We start from the raw sequence: 17596 nt of genomic DNA, 5'->3' as shown, positions 1-17596 counted from the left end.
TTTTTTAAAATTGTGTCGGTCTGTATCTCGTTTTGAACACGCTATTTCGCTTTGATAGGCCTATGCCATATCAGGAGAAATATATGCAGCAGACAACACAAGGGTGGCTCAGTGGATTCGTGGGAGTCACCACCTTTGCCGGTTCCTTACCTGCCACACGGATTGCCTTAGAAGGCTTTGAACCCACCTTTTTGACCGTTGCGCGAGCCTCGATTGCAGGGCTATTAGGTTTGCTCTTTCTCGTGCTGTTAAAACAGCCGCGACCCAGTGTCGCACAGGTGCCAACGCTGTTACTGAGTGCGCTGGGCGTAGTGGTTGGTTTTCCGCTATTAACCGCGTTGGCATTACAGCATGTGACGGCCGCACATTGCGTTGTCTTTGTCGGACTGTTACCCATCTGCACGGCTCTGTTTGCAGTGCTTAGGGGCGGAGAACGCCCAAGCTGGCCATTTTGGCTGTTTTCATCTGTGGGTGCCGTGTTAGTAGGAGGTTACGCCGCGTTAGGGGCAGGGCAAATATCCTTCTTAGGCGATGGTCTGATGCTGGCTGCAATCGTCGCGTGCGGTATGGGCTATGCCGAAGGCGCCCGGTTATCAAAAACACTAGGTGGCTGGCAGGTGATTTGCTGGTCATTGGTGGTGTCTTTACCCGTGATGCTGCCTCTGACATGGATTGCTTGGCCTAGCTCGCTCAGTCATGTCAGTGTGCCCGCTTGGTTGGGGCTGGGCTATGTATCGCTGTTTAGCATGCTGTTTGGTTTTGTTTTTTGGTATCGCGGACTCACCCTAGGCGGGATTGCCGCAGTCAGCCAGCTACAGCTGATTCAACCTTTTATGGGCTTTATCCTAGCGGCATGGCTACTGCAGGAAAGCGTAAGCCTGACCATGGTCTGGGTCACTCTGGCCGCGGTCTTGTGCGTCGCAGGAGCAAAGAAATTTGCCTAAGGTTGCAAGCATGCTGGTTACCTTTCAATACGATTGCGGCCATTGTCTTTGGCTTTGTAAAGCTTTTTATCCGCCTGTTGAATCAATTCGTAATAGCTAGCGTTGATACCATCACTCACGCCGCCGCTGATGGTGACGGGGGATGCTTGTCCTGGTAAGCGTATTGCTGCGACACAGTCTTTGATTTGTGTTGAAAGTGTATAGGCTTGGTCTGCTGTGAGATTAGGCAGCAACAGCATGATTTCCTCGCCACCGAAACGGCCAGCATAGCCTATCTCATGCACTTCATGCTCAATACATTCTGCGACTTTGGTGAGCACCAGATCGCCAAACGAGTGACCGTAATTGTCATTGATTGCTTTAAAGTGATCGATATCGAGCATGACCAAACTAAACGGCGTTTGGTTTTGTTTTGCTTCGTTAAATAGAGACTCCAACAGCACATTGATATAGCGACGGTTATAGAGTCCGGTTAATTCATCCCGATGCAGTAAATGATTAATGCGCTGGGTGGTTTGATTTGAGGCATTCTTGCAAAAATGCTCATATACCAAATGTAACAATAGGCCTGATTAACTTTGCGGTCGTCTGCGCTATGCTAGAAGACTAGGAGCTCCACCTCTTAAAGGACGATAACAATAATATTAGGGGGTCCAATGGCGTTGTACGAAATGAGAAAGTTCGTCGCTCCAGAGTTTATTTTCGGCGTGGGTGCACGGCATCGCGTGGCAAACTACGCGAAAAACATGGCAGCTAAGCGTGTCTTAATTGTCAGTGATGCAGGCGTGATTAAGGCAGGTTGGGTAAAAGATGCGATCGAAGACCTAACCGAAATAGGGGTCGAGTCGGTCGTCTTTTCTGGGCTGACCTCTAATCCAAAAGATCATGAAGTCATGGCCGGTGCGGACTTCTATGCTGAGCATGAATGTGATGTGATCATCGCCATTGGTGGTGGTAGTGTGATTGACTGTGCTAAAGCCATCGGCATTGTCTACACCAATGGTCGCCATATCCTAGGCTTCGAGGGCATCGACCAAGTGGATCTGCCTGGACCACCGCTGATTTGCATTCCTACTACCGCGGGTACCGCCGCTGACATTTCCCAATTTTGCATCATTATGAATACTGAAGAGCGCTACAAAGCGGCCATTATCAGTAAAACCATGGTGCCAGATGTAGCACTGATTGATCCGGAAACAACCATCACCTTAGACAGAGAATTGACCGCCTGTACGGGGATGGATGCCTTAACCCATGCCATCGAAGCGTATGTGTCGACGGCGTCTTCGCCTATCGTTGATATTCATGCACTTAAGGCCATCAGCCTGATTTGGTTAAACCTTGAGATCGCAGTGAATCATCCTGATCAAATCGAAGCCCGAGAAAATATGCTACTAGGCACGCTGCAAGCGGGCTTGGCTTTTTCTAATGCCAGCTTAGGGGCGGTGCATGCCATGGCGCATTCGCTAGGAGGCTATTTGGACCTTGCCCATGGCGCTTGTAATGCGTTATTGCTCGACCATGTGTTGCGTTTCAATATGACGACAGGGGGGGAGCGCTATATGGCGATTGCTGCGGCTATGGGCATGGATACTCGAGGCATGAGTATTGCCGAGTGTACCAAGCGTGTGACGCAAGAGATCACGGACTTGCGCAACCGTTTAGGCATCGCTAATCGCTTATCCATGGTCGGGGTGAACAGCTCGGATATTCCAGAGTTAGCCGCCCATGCTTACAGTGATGCGTGTCTGGTTACCAATCCTCGTATTGCTTCGATGGCGGATTTAAAGGTTATTTATGGCGAAGCCATGTAAGCCCGACGAAGCGCAATCGCGCCTTGAGCAAATCATTGGCTTAGGTGAGCGTTCGGTCCGTAAAAACTATTATCCGCAAATGCGTGAGAATGCCGAGCAGATCAAGCGTTTCCGCGCGCTACTGGATTTTGCCTCGGACTGGATCATTTTGTTATCGCTACGTCCATTTCAGATTTGTGATGTGAACGAAGCCGTGTGCCAGTTCTTTGCTCTCAAAGCCAAGGACATCACCAATGGTCGTCATCGTGATGTGATGCATCTGGATCCCGAGTCTTCTTTCTCAGAATTGGTCCATCATTTAAAACAGCTGACCAAGCATCATGACGACAATGCTGACTTAAGCAGCGAGTTTTACATCGAGCATAACGACCAAGGTATTTGGCTTGAGCTGACCTGTCGCCTAGCAAGCTTTGAGGGGCAACATTTTATCACCGTAGTTGGGCGTGATATTACCGAGCGCAAGCAACACCAGCAGAGTCTACAGAGTTTACTCAATGAGAAAGAAGCGCTGATTGAGAACGCCTTGGTTGGCCTTGCTTGGATTAAGAACCGCACGATTTTGTCTTGTAATCGCAAACTTGAGCAGATGCTTGGTTATGAGCATGGCCAAGTGGATGGCCTCGAGACCCATAAATTTTATGAGAACTTGCATGCCTACCAAGCGTTTGGCGAAGAAGCTTACCGACAGCTGGCTCACGGCCAAAAATTTACTGGTCGAGTAAAAATGACCCGTCGCGACGGCAGCTATATTTGGTGTGAGCTGACGGGGAATGCCATCAATCCCAATGATCCCGATGCCGGTAGTGTATGGATTTTTTCCGATGTGCATGAGCACATGATGAACCAAGAAAAAGCCGAGTTTTTGGCCTTACATGATCCACTGACGGAGCTGCCTAATCACAAACGTTTACAGCAGGAATTTATTCGCTACAGCAGTGAGTTAGCGGATCATCAAGTGATGGCCGTAGTGTCGCTGGATCTGGATCGCTTTAAAAATGTGAACGATCTGTTTGGCTACACCGAGTCCAATAAGCTTTTAGCGCAAGTGGGCAAACGCCTGCAGCAATGCGTGGGCGAAGCGGGCATCGTATCGCGCCAAGGGGGCGATGAATTTAACCTGCTGTTACCCAACCTGATAAGTGCGGAATCCTGCTTGCCTTTACTTAGCCGTGTCCACAGTGAGTTGATGAAACCGTTTATGGTTGAGCAGCAAGAGCTGTCCTTATCCTGTTCCATGGGGGTGGCCGTCTATCCTCAAGACGGTGAAGACTTTGACAGTGTCTTAAGTCGCTCAGGGATGGCGATGTATGAAGCCAAAGCAGCGGGGCGTAATACCTACCGCTACTTTGACAAAGCTATGAACGAGGCGGCGAATGAAACCTTGATGATCGAATTGGGGTTAAGCAAAGCGCTCGAACTGAATCAGTTTGAGCTGCACTATCAGCCTCAAATTGACCTCAAGACGGGTAAGCTAATGGGGGCTGAATCATTGATTCGTTGGCGTCACCCAGAGCTCGGCTTAATTCCACCCAATAAATTTATTCCAGTGGCCGAAGAGGTGGGCATGATCGTTGCCATTGGTAAATGGGTACTAGAAGAAGCTTGTCGACAAGTCAAAGTCTGGCATGGGATGGGCCTGACTGACAGCGTGATTGCGGTGAACCTGTCTGCGGTTCAGTTTACCTCGGGTGATATCGAGCAAACCGTTCGTGATGCTTTAGAGCAAGCAGGGATCTCTGCCAAAATGATTGAGTTAGAGCTCACTGAGTCGATTATCATCAAAGATGCCGACAACGTCCTCGAAAAAGTTCACAACCTCAAAAAAATGGGGTGCCAGTTATCGATCGATGACTTTGGCACTGGTTACTCAAGCTTGGCCTATTTAAAACGCTTTGCGGTCGATAAACTCAAGATTGATCAAGCCTTTATCAAAGATATGCATCAGAACCAAGATGACGAAGTTATCGTCAAAACCATTATACAAATGGCCCAAAACCTCGGCCTGAAGACCATCGCAGAGGGTATCGAAGATCTCGCCACATTAGAGCTACTGCGCCGCTATCATTGCGATGAAGCGCAGGGCTACTTTATCGCTCGTCCGATGGATGAGGAGTCGTTTTATCAGTATTTGCAGGAGCGTAGTCTGAAGTAAGTGGGTTTGCCCTCACAACATCCAATTCACTTGCGCATGTCTCGTTTCGTGCCTCAACACCGACGCGTCAGCGTGAATTGAATGATTCTTCGGGCTTAAAACTAGTTCTTGTATAAAAAATAATCCCCCACTAAAATGACCTAATTAAAGACCTATTGAGAGGGCTTATCATGACAACTCGAGTCTTGGCTGAAGTGGCCGCCAGTATCACAGAATTTAAAGCAAACCCTATGAAAGTCGCGAACAGTGCTTATGGGGAGGCCGTTGCTGTGCTGAACCGTAATGAGCCAGCCTTTTATTGTGTCCCTGCGGAAACGTATGAGCTGCTAATGGACCGCTTAGAAGATCTAGAGCTGTTGGCATTAGTGAAACAGCGTGAACATGAGCCATCAGTAGCGATCGATATCGATGACTTATAAGCTAGAGTTTAAAAAGAGCGCGTTGAAAGAGTGGTCAAAGCTTGGAGCCACGCTACAAACTCAATTTAAGAAAAAGCTAAAAGAGCGGCTCGAAAATCCGCACGTCCCCGCCGCTCAGTTATCTGGCGGGGAAAATCTTTATAAGATCAAACTGCGTCAGTCTGGCTATCGACTGGTCTATAAAGTCGAAGATGATGTGGTGGTTGTTACCGTGCTTGCGGTCGGCAAACGTGATCGAAGTGAAGTTTATAGTAAGGCAATAGATAGGCTTTGATAGAGACTTTTTGGGGCTCTTCTAATTAGCAGATTGTCTACTTTGAGCCGAATAGCCCTTTAATGATGTATCCTACTAAGCCAACAACCACTGCAGTACAGGTGAACATACTTATAATTACTTCTTTAGGGATCTCACGATTTAGAGAGAACATATGCGAGAAGTACCCAGCTATAAATATTGTAATAATAAGTCCCCAGAGCCACATAAAGCACATAACGCCTCTCGCGTACTCTCGCTTCATTTGTGTTAATAACTTTGTATCTTCTGTTTGGGCTCTTAAGGACTCTACTTCAGCCTTTAACTGGTCTGCTCTAACATCCGTGTCGAGCTCATTAGTCATCTCTTCTTCGTTAAGAGAAGGTCGACTCGAAGTCTGAGAGGTATTAATAGGACGAATGCTAATAGTCATTTGTCCCTCTTCTTATAAACCGCGAACACTTTCAGGGTTGTGGTAGGCTTTTAAAAAATGTACCTGTATAAGGCTATCAGGAATTGCGGCGAACAGTTGGTCTTTTCCTGAATCCTCATGCCAAATTTGATACCAAGGCGTGTCTGGCTGGTGTGTTAGGTCAACAAGCTCAGTTGCCTCTAAATTACCGTACGTATCTAGTACGGCACCTATTAGGTCGTTTTCTTTGTCATTAAGATCATCACTTATATGATTTAGAGAAGAAGGGATAGCCTCCGAACCATAAGCTTTAAAGTACTGATAAATAGAGCGTACAACAGGCCCATATCGCCAAGCCTGTGGCTGCTCATCTAATAAAGCTGAGCCATTTATAGCTAAAGAGTAGCCATGGGCTATATAAGCAAGCTTTTGAAGTTTAAGGTTAGTGATTGAAATCTTGCGATCGGTAGCAAGCTTGATAATTGCGTGAGCAATCTTTATCGATCTATTCATATCATCCCCCTTTACTCTATAGACCATAAAAGCTGTACATATGTACACATAAAAGATGGGCTGTTATACAGCTCATGTAAAGCAATATCAATAAAAAATACGAAGAAATACACTTTCATGTATCAGCTTCATGCCTCGGCAACCTCACCGAAATCAAAGCGGTTAAACCGATAAATCCAGCCGAGACCCATAAACATACTGCTAAGCCGTATTCCTGATACAACCAGCCAGAAAGCAAGGTGCCGATGAGGCGCCCCATGGCGTTGGCCATATAGTAAAAGCCCACATCAAGGGAGACGCCGTCTTGGCCAGCGTAGCTAACGATCAGGTAGCTGTGTAGCGAGGAGTTAATGGCGAATACCGCGCCGAAGGCAAATAAGCCAACGATGACGGCGAATTCAATCTGCCAATCAAACGTCAGTGCTAGAGCAATCGCAACAGGAATGATGCCAAGGGCTAACGCCCAGCCAAGGGCTTGGCGACCATCTGGGACTTTGCCAGAGGCTTTGCCGGTAAAGCGTGGCGCGAAGCCTTGGACAAAACCGTAGCCAATAATCCAGCAGGCTAAGAAGCCACCCACATACCAATGATCCCAGCCAAAGGTGCTGGCAAGGAAGACCGGTAGGGCGACAACGAACCAGACATCGCGCGCACCGAATAAGAATAGGCGCGCAGCAGAAAGGTAGTTTACCGCCGCACTTTTCGAGAAGATGTCGCTAAATTTTGGCTTATTCTTGGCTTTGCCAAGATCTTTCTTAAGGCTGAGTAGGCTGGCAATCCACACCAAGGCAAGCGTCACTGCCATCCCTAAGATTGCGCCTTTAAAGCCAAATAAACTTAGCAACGCGCCGCCAAGGAAGAAGCCCACACCTTTTAGTGCGTTCTTAGAGCCTGTCAGCAACGCCACCCATTTATAGAGCTGGCCTTGGGCATCGCTGGGCACTAACAGCTTAATCGAGCTCTTGGCGCTCATCTTGTTTAAATCTTTGGCAATGCCCGATAGCGCCTGCGCGCCCATCACCCAAGGCACGGTCAAAAAGCTCGTTGGCACCAGCAGCATGCTCAGTGCGATCACCTGCAAAAACAGGCCGATATTCATGGTGCGGTTGAGGCCAAGACGCGCCCCGAGCCAGCCGCCAACAAGGTTGGTTACCACGCCAAAGATCTCGTAGAACAAAAACAGCATGGCGATTTCCAGTGGGCTGTAACCCAAACCGTGGAAATACAGCACCACCAACATCCGCAAAGCGCCGTCGGTTAAGGTAAACGCCCAGTAATTACCCGTCACCACCATATATTGGCGGATCGCTGGCGAAAGATTGGCTAGTGTATTCATTACTAGTAGTGGCTCCAAGAGTGGCTCCTCCCCCTTAGCAAGGGGGAGGCTGGGAGGGGGTGTCATTGACCCAAGCGGCTTAACCCCACCCTAACCCTCCCCTTAAAGAAACAAGGGGAGGGAACATGAGATCTCGCAATACAAGGTCTGTTTAGCTCTGATCCAAACGACCGACCATGCGCATTAGCTCTGCAGTACGGTTGGCGTAGCCCCATTCGTTGTCGTACCAAGCATACAGTTTCACCTGTGTGCCATTGATGACCATGGTCGACAGAGCGTCGATGGTGCTTGAACGTGGATCGGTTTTGTAATCCACCGACACCAGCGGGCGCTCTTCGTAGCCAAGAATGTCTTTTAGCTCGCCTTCGGCGGCGTCTTTTAGGAAGCCGTTTACTTCGGCTTCGGTGGTTGGGCGGCTGACTTCAAACACGCAATCGGTTAGCGAAGCGTTGGCCAGTGGTACACGCACTGCGTGACCGTTTAGCTTGCCTTTAAGCTCAGGGAAAATATGGGTAATCGCCGTCGCTGAGCCTGTCGTCGTTGGGATCAAGCTGGCGCCACAGGCACGTGCACGACGTAGGTCTTTGTGCGGCGCGTCCAAGATAGTCTGTGTGTTAGTGATATCGTGAATCGTGGTCATGGAGCCGTGTACAATGCCCAATTTTTCGTGAATCACTTTCACCACTGGCGCTAGGCAGTTAGTGGTACAAGACGCCGCCGTGACAATTGGGTGAAGGGCTGGGTCGTACAGATCATGGTTCACGCCCATGACCACGTTGAGCACACCGTCTTCTTTCACTGGCGCGGTGACCACCACGCGTTTTACGCCTTGGGCAAGGTAGGCTTGTAGCAAGGCTTTGGTTTTCATCTTGCCACTGGCTTCGATTACTACATCACAGCCCGACCAATCAGTTTCGCCGATGCTTTTGTTTTGCGAGCAAGGAATACGCTGACCATTGATGATCATCTCGTTGCCTTCAGTGCTGGCTTCGTGGTGCCAACGGCCGTGAACAGAGTCGAACGTGATCAAATGTGCTAGGGTTGCGGCATCCCCAGCCGGGTCATTGATCTGTACAAATTCCACATCATCCCAATCAAATGCGGCGCGGAACGACAGACGTCCCATGCGCCCAAATCCATTAATACCTACTTTAATTGTCATAGTGGCCTCAAACTGAATAATGCTGAATAAAGAAGTTTACGTGTGGCTCAAGCGTGAGCGCTTTCGGGCGTATGCCTTGAATCAAAGGCTTGACCTCAGCCCAAGGCTGACCGTTTTCAAGCAATAACATCGCGGCGACCAAGCCAGTACGGCCAGAACCACCCCGGCAATGAATCACGAGGGTTTGTTGGTCTGCGATGCGCGCTAATAGCTCGGCTTTCACCGGTAAAAAGGCATCGAAGAATTCTTGTTCCGGTGCTTGGAAATCTTCGATCGGCAACTGATACCAAGCCATGCCCTGGGTGGTAATTTGCTGACCTAAATTTGGCACGCCCAATTCCTCGAGCTCATGATCGGACAACAGGCTGAGCACGGCATCGGCCTGTTGCGCTTTAAGTGTCGCAACTGAGTCTGCGAGAGAGACGTCTTGTGTCCCTGGGCATGGAGTAAAGATAAAGCGTGCGCCATTGTCCAAGGTAAGCACATCAAAAGGGTGTGTCATGTTCTGCTCCATAAAGCCATCAAATCCCCATTAAACCGCTTGAAACCAGTGACGTGTGCGATTTGCAAACCACACTAGACTAAGCATCACGGGTACTTCCACCAACACGCCAACCACGGTCGCGAGCGCCGCGCCTGAGTGAAGGCCAAATAATGAAATCGCCACGGCCACCGCCAGTTCAAAGAAATTAGAGGTGCCGATCATGCAGGCTGGTGCAGCGATGTTATGGGCCAAACGCAGTTTGTAAGCGAAGAAATACGCCACTGCAAAAATCGCATAGCTTTGAATCAGTAATGGAATAGCGATCAAGACAATGGCTTGCGGGTTGGATGAAATGGTTTCTGCTTGGAAGCCAAACAACAGCACCACTGTGCTAAGTAGGCCGATCACCGACCAAGGCTTTAGCTTGGCTAATAAGTCATGTAAGCCTTGTTCATCACTACCACGGCTTAGGGCTTTACGAGTCAAAGCTCCAGCGATTAAAGGAATTAATACGTACAGTACCACCGACAAGGTCAGCGTATTCCACGGCACGCTAATATCGGTCACGCCCAGCAAGAAACCGGCAATCGGCGCAAAGGCAAAGATCATAATCAGATCATTTACGGAGACCTGCACCAAGGTGTAATTAGGATCGCCCTTGGTCAATTGGCTCCAGACAAAGACCATGGCGGTACAAGGGGCTACGCCCAGCAGAATCATACCGGCGATGTATTCAGATGCGGTTTGCGGGTCGACCCAGTCGGCAAAAATACCTTTAAAAAACAACCAACCTAGCAGAGCCATGCTGAACGGTTTAATCAACCAATTGACCACCAAGGTTAGCGCGATACCTTTTGGTTTTTTACCCACATCTTTGATGGCTGAAAAATCGATTTGCACCATCATCGGATAGATCATCAGCCAAATCAGTACGGCGATCACCAGATTCACGTGGGCATATTCAAGGCTGGCGATAACAGCAAATGCGCTAGGAGATACATGCCCCAACAGGATGCCGGCAATGATAGCGAGAGCTACCCAAATACTTAAATAACGCTCGAAAATACCCATAAGATCCGTCCTTGATCAGTTACAACAACTGTTAGCGCGTGCAGGTCGATCGCCCATCATTTCGAGGCGGGCTAGATCGGCAGCGATTTGTTCTAAATTCTCGGTTGCCGTTACCTGTAGCACCAGCTTGGCCCAATCCGGTAGCGCTTCATTGATGCTATAAAACACCCATTGCCCTTGGCGGCGATCGGTAAGTAGACCGCAGCCACGTAGCTGGGCCAAGTGGCGGGAGACTTTGGGCTGGCTTTCATCAATGGCCTGCATCAGTTCACAGACGCATAACTCGCCTTCCAGCTGGATCAACATCATGCTGCGCAGGCGCGTGTCATCCGCTAGGCACTTGTAAAATTGGATCGGACTGATGTCCATTTCAGGGACTGCTGACATGAGGATCTCTTAGCCATATTTGCTTATTCGAATATATGGCTAAGAGAATATATGGTAAATCGTATATAAGGAAGTGCCAGATAAAAAATATTTATCTGGTTACTGTTAAAGTGACTACAAAGCTAGGCGAGCCAGCCTTTTACTTGATCCGTATGTGGGATTGAGCCCGAGTGTTTCAACTCGTCATCAATCACCACCGCAGGGGTGCTCATCACGCCGTATTGTAGAAACGTCTGTGGATCGGTTTCTTTGCTCACGTTGACTTCAACGCCTTGCTCGGCAGCGATACGCTCGATCAACTCCGCTGTTTTCTGACATTTAGTACAGCCACTTCCGAGTACTTTGACTTGTTTCATAGGGCACCTCATAAGAAGGATGAAAATCCATTAAACAGCCATCCCACCAAGGTGAAAGACAGCAACAACATAACAAAGACAGTCGCTAGCAAACGCCACTGCATCACTTGTTTGAGCAAGATAAATTCGGGGAAACTGGCCGCCACGGTACTCATACAAAAGGCCAACGTGGTACCGATCGGCAAACCGTTTTGAATCAAACTTTCCATCACCGGAATCACGCCCGTAGCGTTAGAGTAAAGCGGAATACCTAGCACCACGGCGGCTGGCACGGTCCACCATTGGCCATCGCCTAGGTATTGTTCAATCCAGCCATCGGGGACAAAACCATGCAGCGCCGCACCTAGGCCAACCCCAATAATCACCCACTTCCACACGCGGCTAAAGATTTCTAGGGTTTCGTCTTTAGCAAAACGATGACGCTCGGCCATCGACAGTTTTTCGGCTGCTTGCTGCTCAGGTAACTGAGCGTTTTGCCCTGCGGCTAAAGCCTTTTGAGCAAAGGATTGCAGCCAGCGTTCAGCTTTGATGGCGTCCAAGAATGCACCACCAAGGATGCCGACGGTCATACCGACGATGATATAGAGCAGGGTAAACTTCCAGCCCAATAAGCTCATCAGTAACAACACGGCTACTTCGTTGATCAAGGGTGAGGTCAGTAGAAAAGACATGGTGATGCCCACCGGAATCCCAGCCGAGGTAAAGCCTAGGAACACCGGAATGCTAGAGCAGGAACAGAATGGGGTAATGGCACCAAAGCCTGAACCAAGTACATAGCCTGCAGCGCGGTTTTTGCCCGCCAGATAGTTACGTACCCGCTCCACATTAAGAGATGCACGTAGCAGGGCGATCACATAAATCATGAAGACCAGCAGCACGTAAATCTTGCTGACGTCTTCGATAAAGAAGTGTACCGCATCGCCTAGTTTGGTCGCAGGCGACAGCGGTAGCACCTGATAGGCCAACCAGTCAGCAAGGTGTGTGAAGACTTCAAACATGACGTAATCCTTTTGCGTGGCGAAATATTCGTAACCGCTAATGTTATGTGGTTAGCCTAGCGCAAAATGGGCTATAAGAAATTGTTATTTGTCAGGGTAATTGATTGTGAAGTCATAAATCAGCTGACGAACCCAACGGCGTAATGGATCAGAATGGGTGCGCTCATGCCACACTTGGTGTAAACGCACGCTGGCGATCTCGACTGGCACAGGGTAAGCACGCAGCTTAGGATTATTGCGAATGGCGCTTAAGGCCACGCTTTCAAAGCAAGTGGTAATGATTTCAGGGTTTTCCTGAATGATATGAATCGGCGCTAAATGGCTGGAAATACCCGCCACCACGTTACGCTTTTTGCCCATACGCTCAAGCTCACGATCAACTTCACCGATCAGATCGCCGGAGACCGAGACCACCAAATGCTCGCATTGCAGGTAAGCCTCCAAATTGAGCACTTCGCCGTTGATGTAAGGGTTGTCTGCTGATGCGAGCACCATATAGCTGCGCTCGCCAACAAACTGCTGGCGCATGGTGTCCGGTAGATCTTTATAAAAACCAGCGATGGCTAGGTCACATTGGCCGTTTTCCAGCTCCGCTCTGGGGAGCTCACCACGGGTATTGCGAATCACAAAGCGTACGCTCGGGGCTTGCTCGCGCATAATTTTCAAAAGGTGCGATAAGGAGCACATTTCAAAGTAATCATGGGTATAAATCACGATTTTATCGTCACGTTTACGAAAGTCCGGCTCGATTTGAGTGGCGTAAAAGGATTCCAAATTTGGCATTAAGTCGCCAATTTGTTGTGCCAGTTCGTGGGCTTTGGGCGTCGGCGTTAACCCCCGTGGCGCTTTGATAAACAGCGGGTCGCCCCATTCATCGCGCAGTTTGTTGAGCTTATGACTTAATGCTGGTTGGCTGATGGATAACAGCTTCGCCGCACGGGAAGCATTGCGCTCCTGATAAAGCACGTGAAACAGCAGTAATAGATTTAAATCGCGACGAAAGATATTCATAACAGAACCTTATAAACGAACAACACGGGCTGTGCCCGTGTTGTGTCTCTATGTTCTCGTGAAGAGAGTAGAGTAAGTGTAGCTTGCCTAGGGCTTAATAACGACCAATCCAGTGGGCGTAAGGCGCCGGCAATACCCAAGAAGCATCTTCTACCTCTAATGCTTTGGCTAATTGGTAGGTGTAGCGAGGGTTCGCAAGGTAAGCACGACCAATCAAGACTTGGTCCATTTGGCCTTCGGCAATGGCACGCTCAGCGTCTTGTGGCTGATCAAAGCCCCACGCCGAAGCGATTGGCATCCCTGTTTCGCGGCGTACTTTTTCGGCTGTCTGCGCCAGCATTGAAGGGCCCCAAGGAATGTCGACGTTAGGTGTGCTGAAACCAAAGCTTAGGCTTAATAGATCAAGTCCGTTTGCTTTGAATTCTTTGATCAACCAGATCGACTCTTCTAACGTTTCTGCATCACGACCATCGTATTCGATGACGCCAAAACGCGCCGTTAGAGGCAGGTGTTGTGGCCAAATGGCGCGAACGGCTTTTAACGTGTCGAGTAAGAACTTGCCGCGACCTGCTTTGTCACCGCCGTATTCGTCCGTACGTTGGTTAGCGTCACGGTTAAAGAATGACTGGGCTAAATAGCCGTGGGCAAAGTGCAGTTCCAGCCATTCAAAGCCTGCCTCTAGGGCGCGTTGTGCGGCTGCGACGAAGTCCTGCTGCACGCGCTCAATGTCCGCTTTGCTCATTTCTTTAGGGGTTTTAGGTAGGTTGGCACCAAAGGCAATCGCAGATGGCGCAATCGTGTCCCAACCACGTGGATCGTCTTCGGCTAGGTGATCATCGCCTTCCCAAGGGCGGTTAGCGCTGGCTTTACGGCCTGCATGGGCGATTTGAATGCCTGCAACACTGCCGTTTTCTTTGATTGAAGCGGCCACTTGTGCCAGCTCTGACGCTTGCTCATCGTTCCAAATGCCGAGATCGTTAGGGGAAATACGGCCTTCTGGGGACACGGCAGTCGCTTCGACCACCACTAGACCTGCTCCGCCACGAGCTAGCTCAGCGTAGTGTTGCTTATGCCAGTTGTTCGCCACACCGTCTTCAGCGGCACTGTACTGACACATAGGTGGAATGCCGATGCGGTTTTTTAGGGTAATGTTCTTTAGCGTAAAGGGCGTGAATAGCTCAGCCATAGTATTTGCTCCAAAAAATTGGTTTAGCTGACGGAATTTAAAACAGTCGGTCAGCGATGCTGTAGGGCTTATAATAGAGATTCTTTGTTATTCATAAATTTATATTTTTAAATAACAGCTATTCGATATTTGGATATCTTGATTAGGTGGAAGGTAGGCGCGATGAAAACATGGATTATTTTGCTGGTGGCGATCTTCTCTGAGGTGGTTGCCACGTCTGCGCTGAAGGCCAGTGATGGCTTTTCCAAGCTCGGACCAAGCGTGCTGGTGGTGGTCGGTTATGCCTTGGCGTTTTACTTGTTATCGTTGACGCTCAAGGTGATGTCGGTGGGTATTGCTTATGCCATTTGGGCTGGATTAGGAATCGTGCTGACAGCGATCATTGGCTGGTTTTTGTTCGAGCAGAAACTCGATTTTGCCGCATGGTTAGGCATGGGGCTGATCATTTTGGGAGTAATTGTGATTAATCTGTTCTCAAACGCAAGTGGGCATTAATTCGTCGCAAACAGGATAGTGAATTGGAGTACCTAGGCGTAAGTTGCGCTAAGTCAATTTGGCATATTAGAGGTACTCTATGTTTAGCTTATTAAGCAAATACCAATGCGCAAAAGATTTATTCCTACCTGTTGCTGCATTTATTCTATTGCTGCTATTTAGCGCAATCTTCATTCACTTTTGTCCAGAAAGTGGTTGGTCTACCATCGTTGCCTTGTTGCCGTTGATCCCTGCAATCTGGGCCGTACGTACGACGATTCGTCTAGTGACTCTGCTAGAAACTGCACAGCAAGTAAAACTGTTGGTGAACTTCGCGACAAGCTTCGTTGTAGTGGGTCTTGTGACGTTTGCTTACGGCTTCCTATCATGCTTCGCTGACTACCCGAGCTTCCCACTGATTTTGGTGGCTCCGTTAATGGTTGTTGTGTGGATCGCAACCAGCTATGTAATGTGCCGTCGTTGCAAGTAAACCGTTAAGCGTTTCCATTTTTCTTGGCGCTTAGCGCCGCGTTTTTTCTGCCGAATTGCATCTCCCCGGGCTCTTGGGCAACCTGTGATTGCGTTACGCAAGATTCAGGTTGTCCTGCCGGAACACTTATAGCAAAGTAAGGTCTTTTAGGACGACTAAAATGGCCAGCTTGCTCAGCCTGTTTGTCTTAGCTGCCTTGTGGGGTAGCTCATTTCTGTTTATGCGCATTGCGGCCAATCCCATGGGCCCTGTCTTGCTGATCGAAGCTCGTATTGTGCTGGCAGCCATCACCTTGCTGATCATCGCCTTACTGATGCGTAAGCGTTTAGCGTTTTTCTCCCTCCCTAAGCATTATCTGATTCTGGGCTTTTTCAGTACCGCCTTACCGTTTGTGTTGATTGCTTATGCCGCACAAACTTTAAATGCTTCGACGCTTTCGATTTTAAACTCCACCGCGCCGATCTGGGGCGCCTTGATCTCAGTAGTCTGGGGTGGCAATCGATTAACCAAGAAATTTATATTGGGCTTAGGGTTGGGCGTATTGGGCGTGTTTGTTCTGGTGGGCAAAGAAGCGCGCTTGGTCGGTTGGGATGCAGCGTTACCTATGTTGTGCAGCGTATCAGCGGCGTTCTGCTATGGAATTGCGACGAACTACACGAAAATTGCGCCGAAAGTGTCTTCTTTTAATAATGCCCATGGCAGCATGTGGGGCGCGGCGGTATTGCTCTTGCCATTAGCGATCTTGATGCCCGCGCGGGAGCCTTTGACCTTAGAAATTAGCTTTTCGGTCGTGATGCTGGGGATTTTCTGTACCGGCGTGGCCTATATTCTCTATTTCCGTTTAATTGATGATATTGGCGCTGCGTCAGCATTATCGGTGACCTTCCTTGTGCCTGTATTTGGTATCTTATGGGGGCATCTATTTTTAGGGGAACCTGTGGGCTGGAACACACTCATAGGTACACTGTTGGTGCTTGCGGGCACCTCGTGGGTAACAGGGTTCTCGGTTACCCAGCTGATTCACAATACCCGCTCGAATAACCTATGAGACATAAAAGGAACACAAGGTGTCATTTGAAGATAAATTAATGAAAGCCCATGCCGAATTGCAGGCACAAGGGGTATGGCTGTCGAACTACAAACCGCCGATGTTTAGCCTATTACGCATGTTAGGCATCAAGCTACCACCACCGTACTACCTTGGCTTTCACCTAAATGCCATCATCGCTTTTTGGTACTTCGCCATTATCATTTTCTTAGTGATGTACTTCGGTTTACTCGGTAACCAAGACACCATGCAAACCGCCATGGATAAAGCCGCCGTGTGGGGCGTGGTCTATGGGGTGGGTATGGCAACGTTTTATGCGATCCGTCGCCGTAAGCTGCAACTGAGTGACTGGGCGTCACTGTAATTTCTCTGATTTATAAGGATTTTTTATGTCTAGTAAAGTCTACTGCGTCGCGCAATTTTTGCCAAAACAAGGCCAAGAACAAGCCCTGTTTGAAGTGCTACAAAGCCTTGAGCCAAACACGCTACGCGAAGACGGCTGTATCCAATACCGCGTCACGCGTCATATCACCAGCCCATTTGCAGAAGGCAACAGCTTCCCAATTGCCTTCCACGAACAATGGGCCGATATGGCAGCGTTTGAAGCGCACTGCCAGCGCAAAGAAATTGCGGACTTTTTTGCCAAGTACTGCCAAGCAGAAGACGGTTTAGCGGCGGATTGGAATGTGTGTATCTACAGCGATGAACCGGAAAACTTCGACGCGCCCGTGTTTGCTAAGTAAGGTAAAAAATATCCCGAGAGCTACCAAGGTAGCTCTCGGGTAGAAAACGCAGACTCGGTTATTGTTTCCTCATACCTGCAATTCTTGGGTATGTAAGGTGAGGTGCCTTGAACCGGAAACAAAACCCAGGGCGCTGGGAGTAGCAGTTAATTAAGGAGTGGCGCGCAGGTAACGGTGTTCACTTGTTGCACTGAACTGTGTGCCAGATCTTCAATCAACTTTAAATGTTATAGTATAACATTTGTATGTGAATGCAACCTCTGCAACGAAGAAATCGTACAAAAAACCAGCGTACAAAAAGAATCCCCAGCACGGTGGCTGGGGTTTAGGGTAGGACATAGAG

22 protein-coding genes are annotated in these 17596 nt (G+C 49.0%); 10 read left to right on the top strand and 12 right to left on the bottom strand.

The features are described from left to right. The first annotated feature begins 83 nt into the window (after nt 1-83). Nucleotides 84-944: a DMT family transporter gene (locus ACOSVP_RS13250; protein WP_487347965.1), complete on the top strand. Its 861-nt coding sequence runs from the start codon at nt 84-86 to the stop codon at nt 942-944. A 17-nt stretch (nt 945-961) separates the two neighbouring features. On the opposite strand, the gene ACOSVP_RS13245 is transcribed toward ACOSVP_RS13250, so the two are convergent. Further along, a complete protein-coding gene (locus tag ACOSVP_RS13245) occupies nt 962-1507 on the bottom strand; it encodes a GGDEF domain-containing protein (protein WP_487347964.1) in 546 nt (181 codons plus the stop codon). Between the two features lie 93 nt (nt 1508-1600). Here ACOSVP_RS13245 and ercA point away from each other — a divergent pair, with 93 nt between their 5' ends. The 4 genes from ercA to ACOSVP_RS13225 all read left to right on the top strand — a co-directional run bounded on the left by ercA (nt 1601) and on the right by ACOSVP_RS13225 (nt 5603). After that, nucleotides 1601-2758, top strand: coding sequence for an alcohol dehydrogenase-like regulatory protein ErcA (gene ercA, locus ACOSVP_RS13240; RefSeq protein ID WP_487347963.1), 1158 nt, complete (start codon nt 1601-1603; stop codon nt 2756-2758). Beyond that, nucleotides 2742-4910: a putative bifunctional diguanylate cyclase/phosphodiesterase gene (locus tag ACOSVP_RS13235; protein WP_487347962.1), complete on the top strand. Its 2169-nt coding sequence runs from the start codon at nt 2742-2744 to the stop codon at nt 4908-4910. The genes ercA and ACOSVP_RS13235 overlap by 17 nt, the downstream gene beginning before the upstream one ends. Before the next feature lie 170 nt (nt 4911-5080). After that, nucleotides 5081-5329 carry a type II toxin-antitoxin system Phd/YefM family antitoxin gene (locus ACOSVP_RS13230; RefSeq protein WP_487347961.1) on the top strand — a complete coding sequence of 83 codons (249 nt, stop codon included), beginning with the start codon at nt 5081-5083 and terminating at the stop codon, nt 5327-5329. After that, the gene (locus ACOSVP_RS13225; RefSeq protein ID WP_487347960.1) at nt 5319-5603 is read left to right on the top strand and encodes a type II toxin-antitoxin system RelE family toxin; all 285 of its coding nucleotides are present in this window, start codon (nt 5319-5321) and stop codon (nt 5601-5603) included. The genes ACOSVP_RS13230 and ACOSVP_RS13225 overlap by 11 nt, the downstream gene beginning before the upstream one ends. Nucleotides 5604-5640: 37 nt before the next feature. Here ACOSVP_RS13225 and ACOSVP_RS13220 read toward each other — a convergent pair whose 3' ends face one another. The 11 genes from ACOSVP_RS13220 to ACOSVP_RS13170 form a co-directional block, all read right to left on the bottom strand. Further along, entirely contained in the window at nt 5641-6015 is a 375-nt protein-coding gene (locus ACOSVP_RS13220; protein WP_487347959.1) for a hypothetical protein, read from the bottom strand. 12 nt (nt 6016-6027) lie between these two features. Beyond that, nucleotides 6028-6507, bottom strand: a complete 480-nt coding sequence (locus tag ACOSVP_RS13215) for a Panacea domain-containing protein (RefSeq protein WP_487347958.1) — start codon at nt 6505-6507, stop codon at nt 6028-6030. A 115-nt stretch (nt 6508-6622) separates the two neighbouring features. Then, the gene (arsJ, locus tag ACOSVP_RS13210; protein WP_487347957.1) at nt 6623-7843 is read right to left on the bottom strand and encodes an organoarsenical effux MFS transporter ArsJ; all 1221 of its coding nucleotides are present in this window, start codon (nt 7841-7843) and stop codon (nt 6623-6625) included. A gap of 151 nt (nt 7844-7994) precedes the next feature. Next, the gene (locus tag ACOSVP_RS13205) at nt 7995-9005 is read right to left on the bottom strand and encodes an ArsJ-associated glyceraldehyde-3-phosphate dehydrogenase (protein ID WP_487347956.1); all 1011 of its coding nucleotides are present in this window, start codon (nt 9003-9005) and stop codon (nt 7995-7997) included. Nucleotides 9006-9012: 7 nt separating this feature from the next. Next, nucleotides 9013-9507 carry a phosphatase domain-containing putative toxin gene (locus ACOSVP_RS13200; RefSeq protein ID WP_487347955.1) on the bottom strand — a complete coding sequence of 165 codons (495 nt, stop codon included), beginning with the start codon at nt 9505-9507 and terminating at the stop codon, nt 9013-9015. Nucleotides 9508-9537: 30 nt separating this feature from the next. Continuing rightward, complete coding sequence (gene arsB, locus ACOSVP_RS13195) at nt 9538-10560, bottom strand: ACR3 family arsenite efflux transporter (protein WP_487347954.1); 1023 nt, start codon at nt 10558-10560, stop codon at nt 9538-9540. Nucleotides 10561-10575: 15 nt separating this feature from the next. Further along, on the bottom strand, nt 10576-10947 hold the full coding sequence (locus tag ACOSVP_RS13190; RefSeq protein ID WP_487347953.1) for a metalloregulator ArsR/SmtB family transcription factor: 372 nt from the start codon (nt 10945-10947) through the stop codon (nt 10576-10578). Between the two features lie 122 nt (nt 10948-11069). Continuing rightward, a complete protein-coding gene (locus tag ACOSVP_RS13185; RefSeq protein ID WP_487347952.1) occupies nt 11070-11303 on the bottom strand; it encodes a thioredoxin family protein in 234 nt (77 codons plus the stop codon). Nucleotides 11304-11311: 8 nt separating this feature from the next. After that, nucleotides 11312-12301, bottom strand: coding sequence for a permease (locus ACOSVP_RS13180; RefSeq protein WP_487347951.1), 990 nt, complete (start codon nt 12299-12301; stop codon nt 11312-11314). 84 nt (nt 12302-12385) lie between these two features. Continuing rightward, nucleotides 12386-13312: a LysR family transcriptional regulator gene (locus tag ACOSVP_RS13175; protein WP_487347950.1), complete on the bottom strand. Its 927-nt coding sequence runs from the start codon at nt 13310-13312 to the stop codon at nt 12386-12388. Between the two features lie 94 nt (nt 13313-13406). Next, nucleotides 13407-14498, bottom strand: a complete 1092-nt coding sequence (locus ACOSVP_RS13170; RefSeq protein ID WP_487347949.1) for an NADH:flavin oxidoreductase/NADH oxidase — start codon at nt 14496-14498, stop codon at nt 13407-13409. Between the two features lie 162 nt (nt 14499-14660). Here ACOSVP_RS13170 and ACOSVP_RS13165 point away from each other — a divergent pair, with 162 nt between their 5' ends. From ACOSVP_RS13165 to ACOSVP_RS13145, 5 genes are all read left to right on the top strand, one after another. Continuing rightward, on the top strand, nt 14661-14993 hold the full coding sequence (locus tag ACOSVP_RS13165; protein ID WP_487347948.1) for a DMT family transporter: 333 nt from the start codon (nt 14661-14663) through the stop codon (nt 14991-14993). A gap of 79 nt (nt 14994-15072) precedes the next feature. Further along, complete coding sequence (locus tag ACOSVP_RS13160) at nt 15073-15462, top strand: hypothetical protein (protein ID WP_487347947.1); 390 nt, start codon at nt 15073-15075, stop codon at nt 15460-15462. Nucleotides 15463-15622: 160 nt separating this feature from the next. Next, nucleotides 15623-16510, top strand: coding sequence for a DMT family transporter (locus ACOSVP_RS13155; protein ID WP_487347946.1), 888 nt, complete (start codon nt 15623-15625; stop codon nt 16508-16510). Between the two features lie 19 nt (nt 16511-16529). Beyond that, nucleotides 16530-16874: a DUF6404 family protein gene (locus tag ACOSVP_RS13150; RefSeq protein WP_487347945.1), complete on the top strand. Its 345-nt coding sequence runs from the start codon at nt 16530-16532 to the stop codon at nt 16872-16874. Nucleotides 16875-16899: 25 nt separating this feature from the next. Then, nucleotides 16900-17253, top strand: a complete 354-nt coding sequence (locus ACOSVP_RS13145) for a putative quinol monooxygenase (RefSeq protein WP_487347944.1) — start codon at nt 16900-16902, stop codon at nt 17251-17253. Nucleotides 17254-17596: the final 343 nt, after the last annotated feature.

Source organism: Marinomonas sp. HM11-D (genome assembly GCF_057626615.1).
This window is presented reverse-complemented; position numbering and strand designations above follow the sequence as displayed.

Bases quoted from the DNA above. Each gene is read 5' to 3' on its own strand.
- ACOSVP_RS13250 (WP_487347965.1), top strand. From the start codon at position 84: ATGCAGCAGACAACACAAGGGTGGCTCAGTGGATTCGTGGGAGTCACC.
- ercA (WP_487347963.1), top strand. From the start codon at position 1,601: ATGGCGTTGTACGAAATGAGAAAGTTCGTCGCTCCAGAGTTTATTTTC.
- ACOSVP_RS13235 (WP_487347962.1), top strand. From the start codon at position 2,742: ATGGCGAAGCCATGTAAGCCCGACGAAGCGCAATCGCGCCTTGAGCAA.
- ACOSVP_RS13230 (WP_487347961.1), top strand. From the start codon at position 5,081: ATGACAACTCGAGTCTTGGCTGAAGTGGCCGCCAGTATCACAGAATTT.
- ACOSVP_RS13225 (WP_487347960.1), top strand. From the start codon at position 5,319: ATGACTTATAAGCTAGAGTTTAAAAAGAGCGCGTTGAAAGAGTGGTCA.
- ACOSVP_RS13220 (WP_487347959.1), bottom strand. From the start codon at position 6,015: ATGACTATTAGCATTCGTCCTATTAATACCTCTCAGACTTCGAGTCGA.
- ACOSVP_RS13215 (WP_487347958.1), bottom strand. From the start codon at position 6,507: ATGAATAGATCGATAAAGATTGCTCACGCAATTATCAAGCTTGCTACC.
- arsJ (WP_487347957.1), bottom strand. From the start codon at position 7,843: ATGAATACACTAGCCAATCTTTCGCCAGCGATCCGCCAATATATGGTG.
- ACOSVP_RS13205 (WP_487347956.1), bottom strand. From the start codon at position 9,005: ATGACAATTAAAGTAGGTATTAATGGATTTGGGCGCATGGGACGTCTG.
- ACOSVP_RS13200 (WP_487347955.1), bottom strand. From the start codon at position 9,507: ATGACACACCCTTTTGATGTGCTTACCTTGGACAATGGCGCACGCTTT.
- arsB (WP_487347954.1), bottom strand. From the start codon at position 10,560: ATGGGTATTTTCGAGCGTTATTTAAGTATTTGGGTAGCTCTCGCTATC.
- ACOSVP_RS13190 (WP_487347953.1), bottom strand. From the start codon at position 10,947: ATGTCAGCAGTCCCTGAAATGGACATCAGTCCGATCCAATTTTACAAG.
- ACOSVP_RS13185 (WP_487347952.1), bottom strand. From the start codon at position 11,303: ATGAAACAAGTCAAAGTACTCGGAAGTGGCTGTACTAAATGTCAGAAA.
- ACOSVP_RS13180 (WP_487347951.1), bottom strand. From the start codon at position 12,301: ATGTTTGAAGTCTTCACACACCTTGCTGACTGGTTGGCCTATCAGGTG.
- ACOSVP_RS13175 (WP_487347950.1), bottom strand. From the start codon at position 13,312: ATGAATATCTTTCGTCGCGATTTAAATCTATTACTGCTGTTTCACGTG.
- ACOSVP_RS13170 (WP_487347949.1), bottom strand. From the start codon at position 14,498: ATGGCTGAGCTATTCACGCCCTTTACGCTAAAGAACATTACCCTAAAA.
- ACOSVP_RS13165 (WP_487347948.1), top strand. From the start codon at position 14,661: ATGAAAACATGGATTATTTTGCTGGTGGCGATCTTCTCTGAGGTGGTT.
- ACOSVP_RS13160 (WP_487347947.1), top strand. From the start codon at position 15,073: ATGTTTAGCTTATTAAGCAAATACCAATGCGCAAAAGATTTATTCCTA.
- ACOSVP_RS13155 (WP_487347946.1), top strand. From the start codon at position 15,623: ATGGCCAGCTTGCTCAGCCTGTTTGTCTTAGCTGCCTTGTGGGGTAGC.
- ACOSVP_RS13145 (WP_487347944.1), top strand. From the start codon at position 16,900: ATGTCTAGTAAAGTCTACTGCGTCGCGCAATTTTTGCCAAAACAAGGC.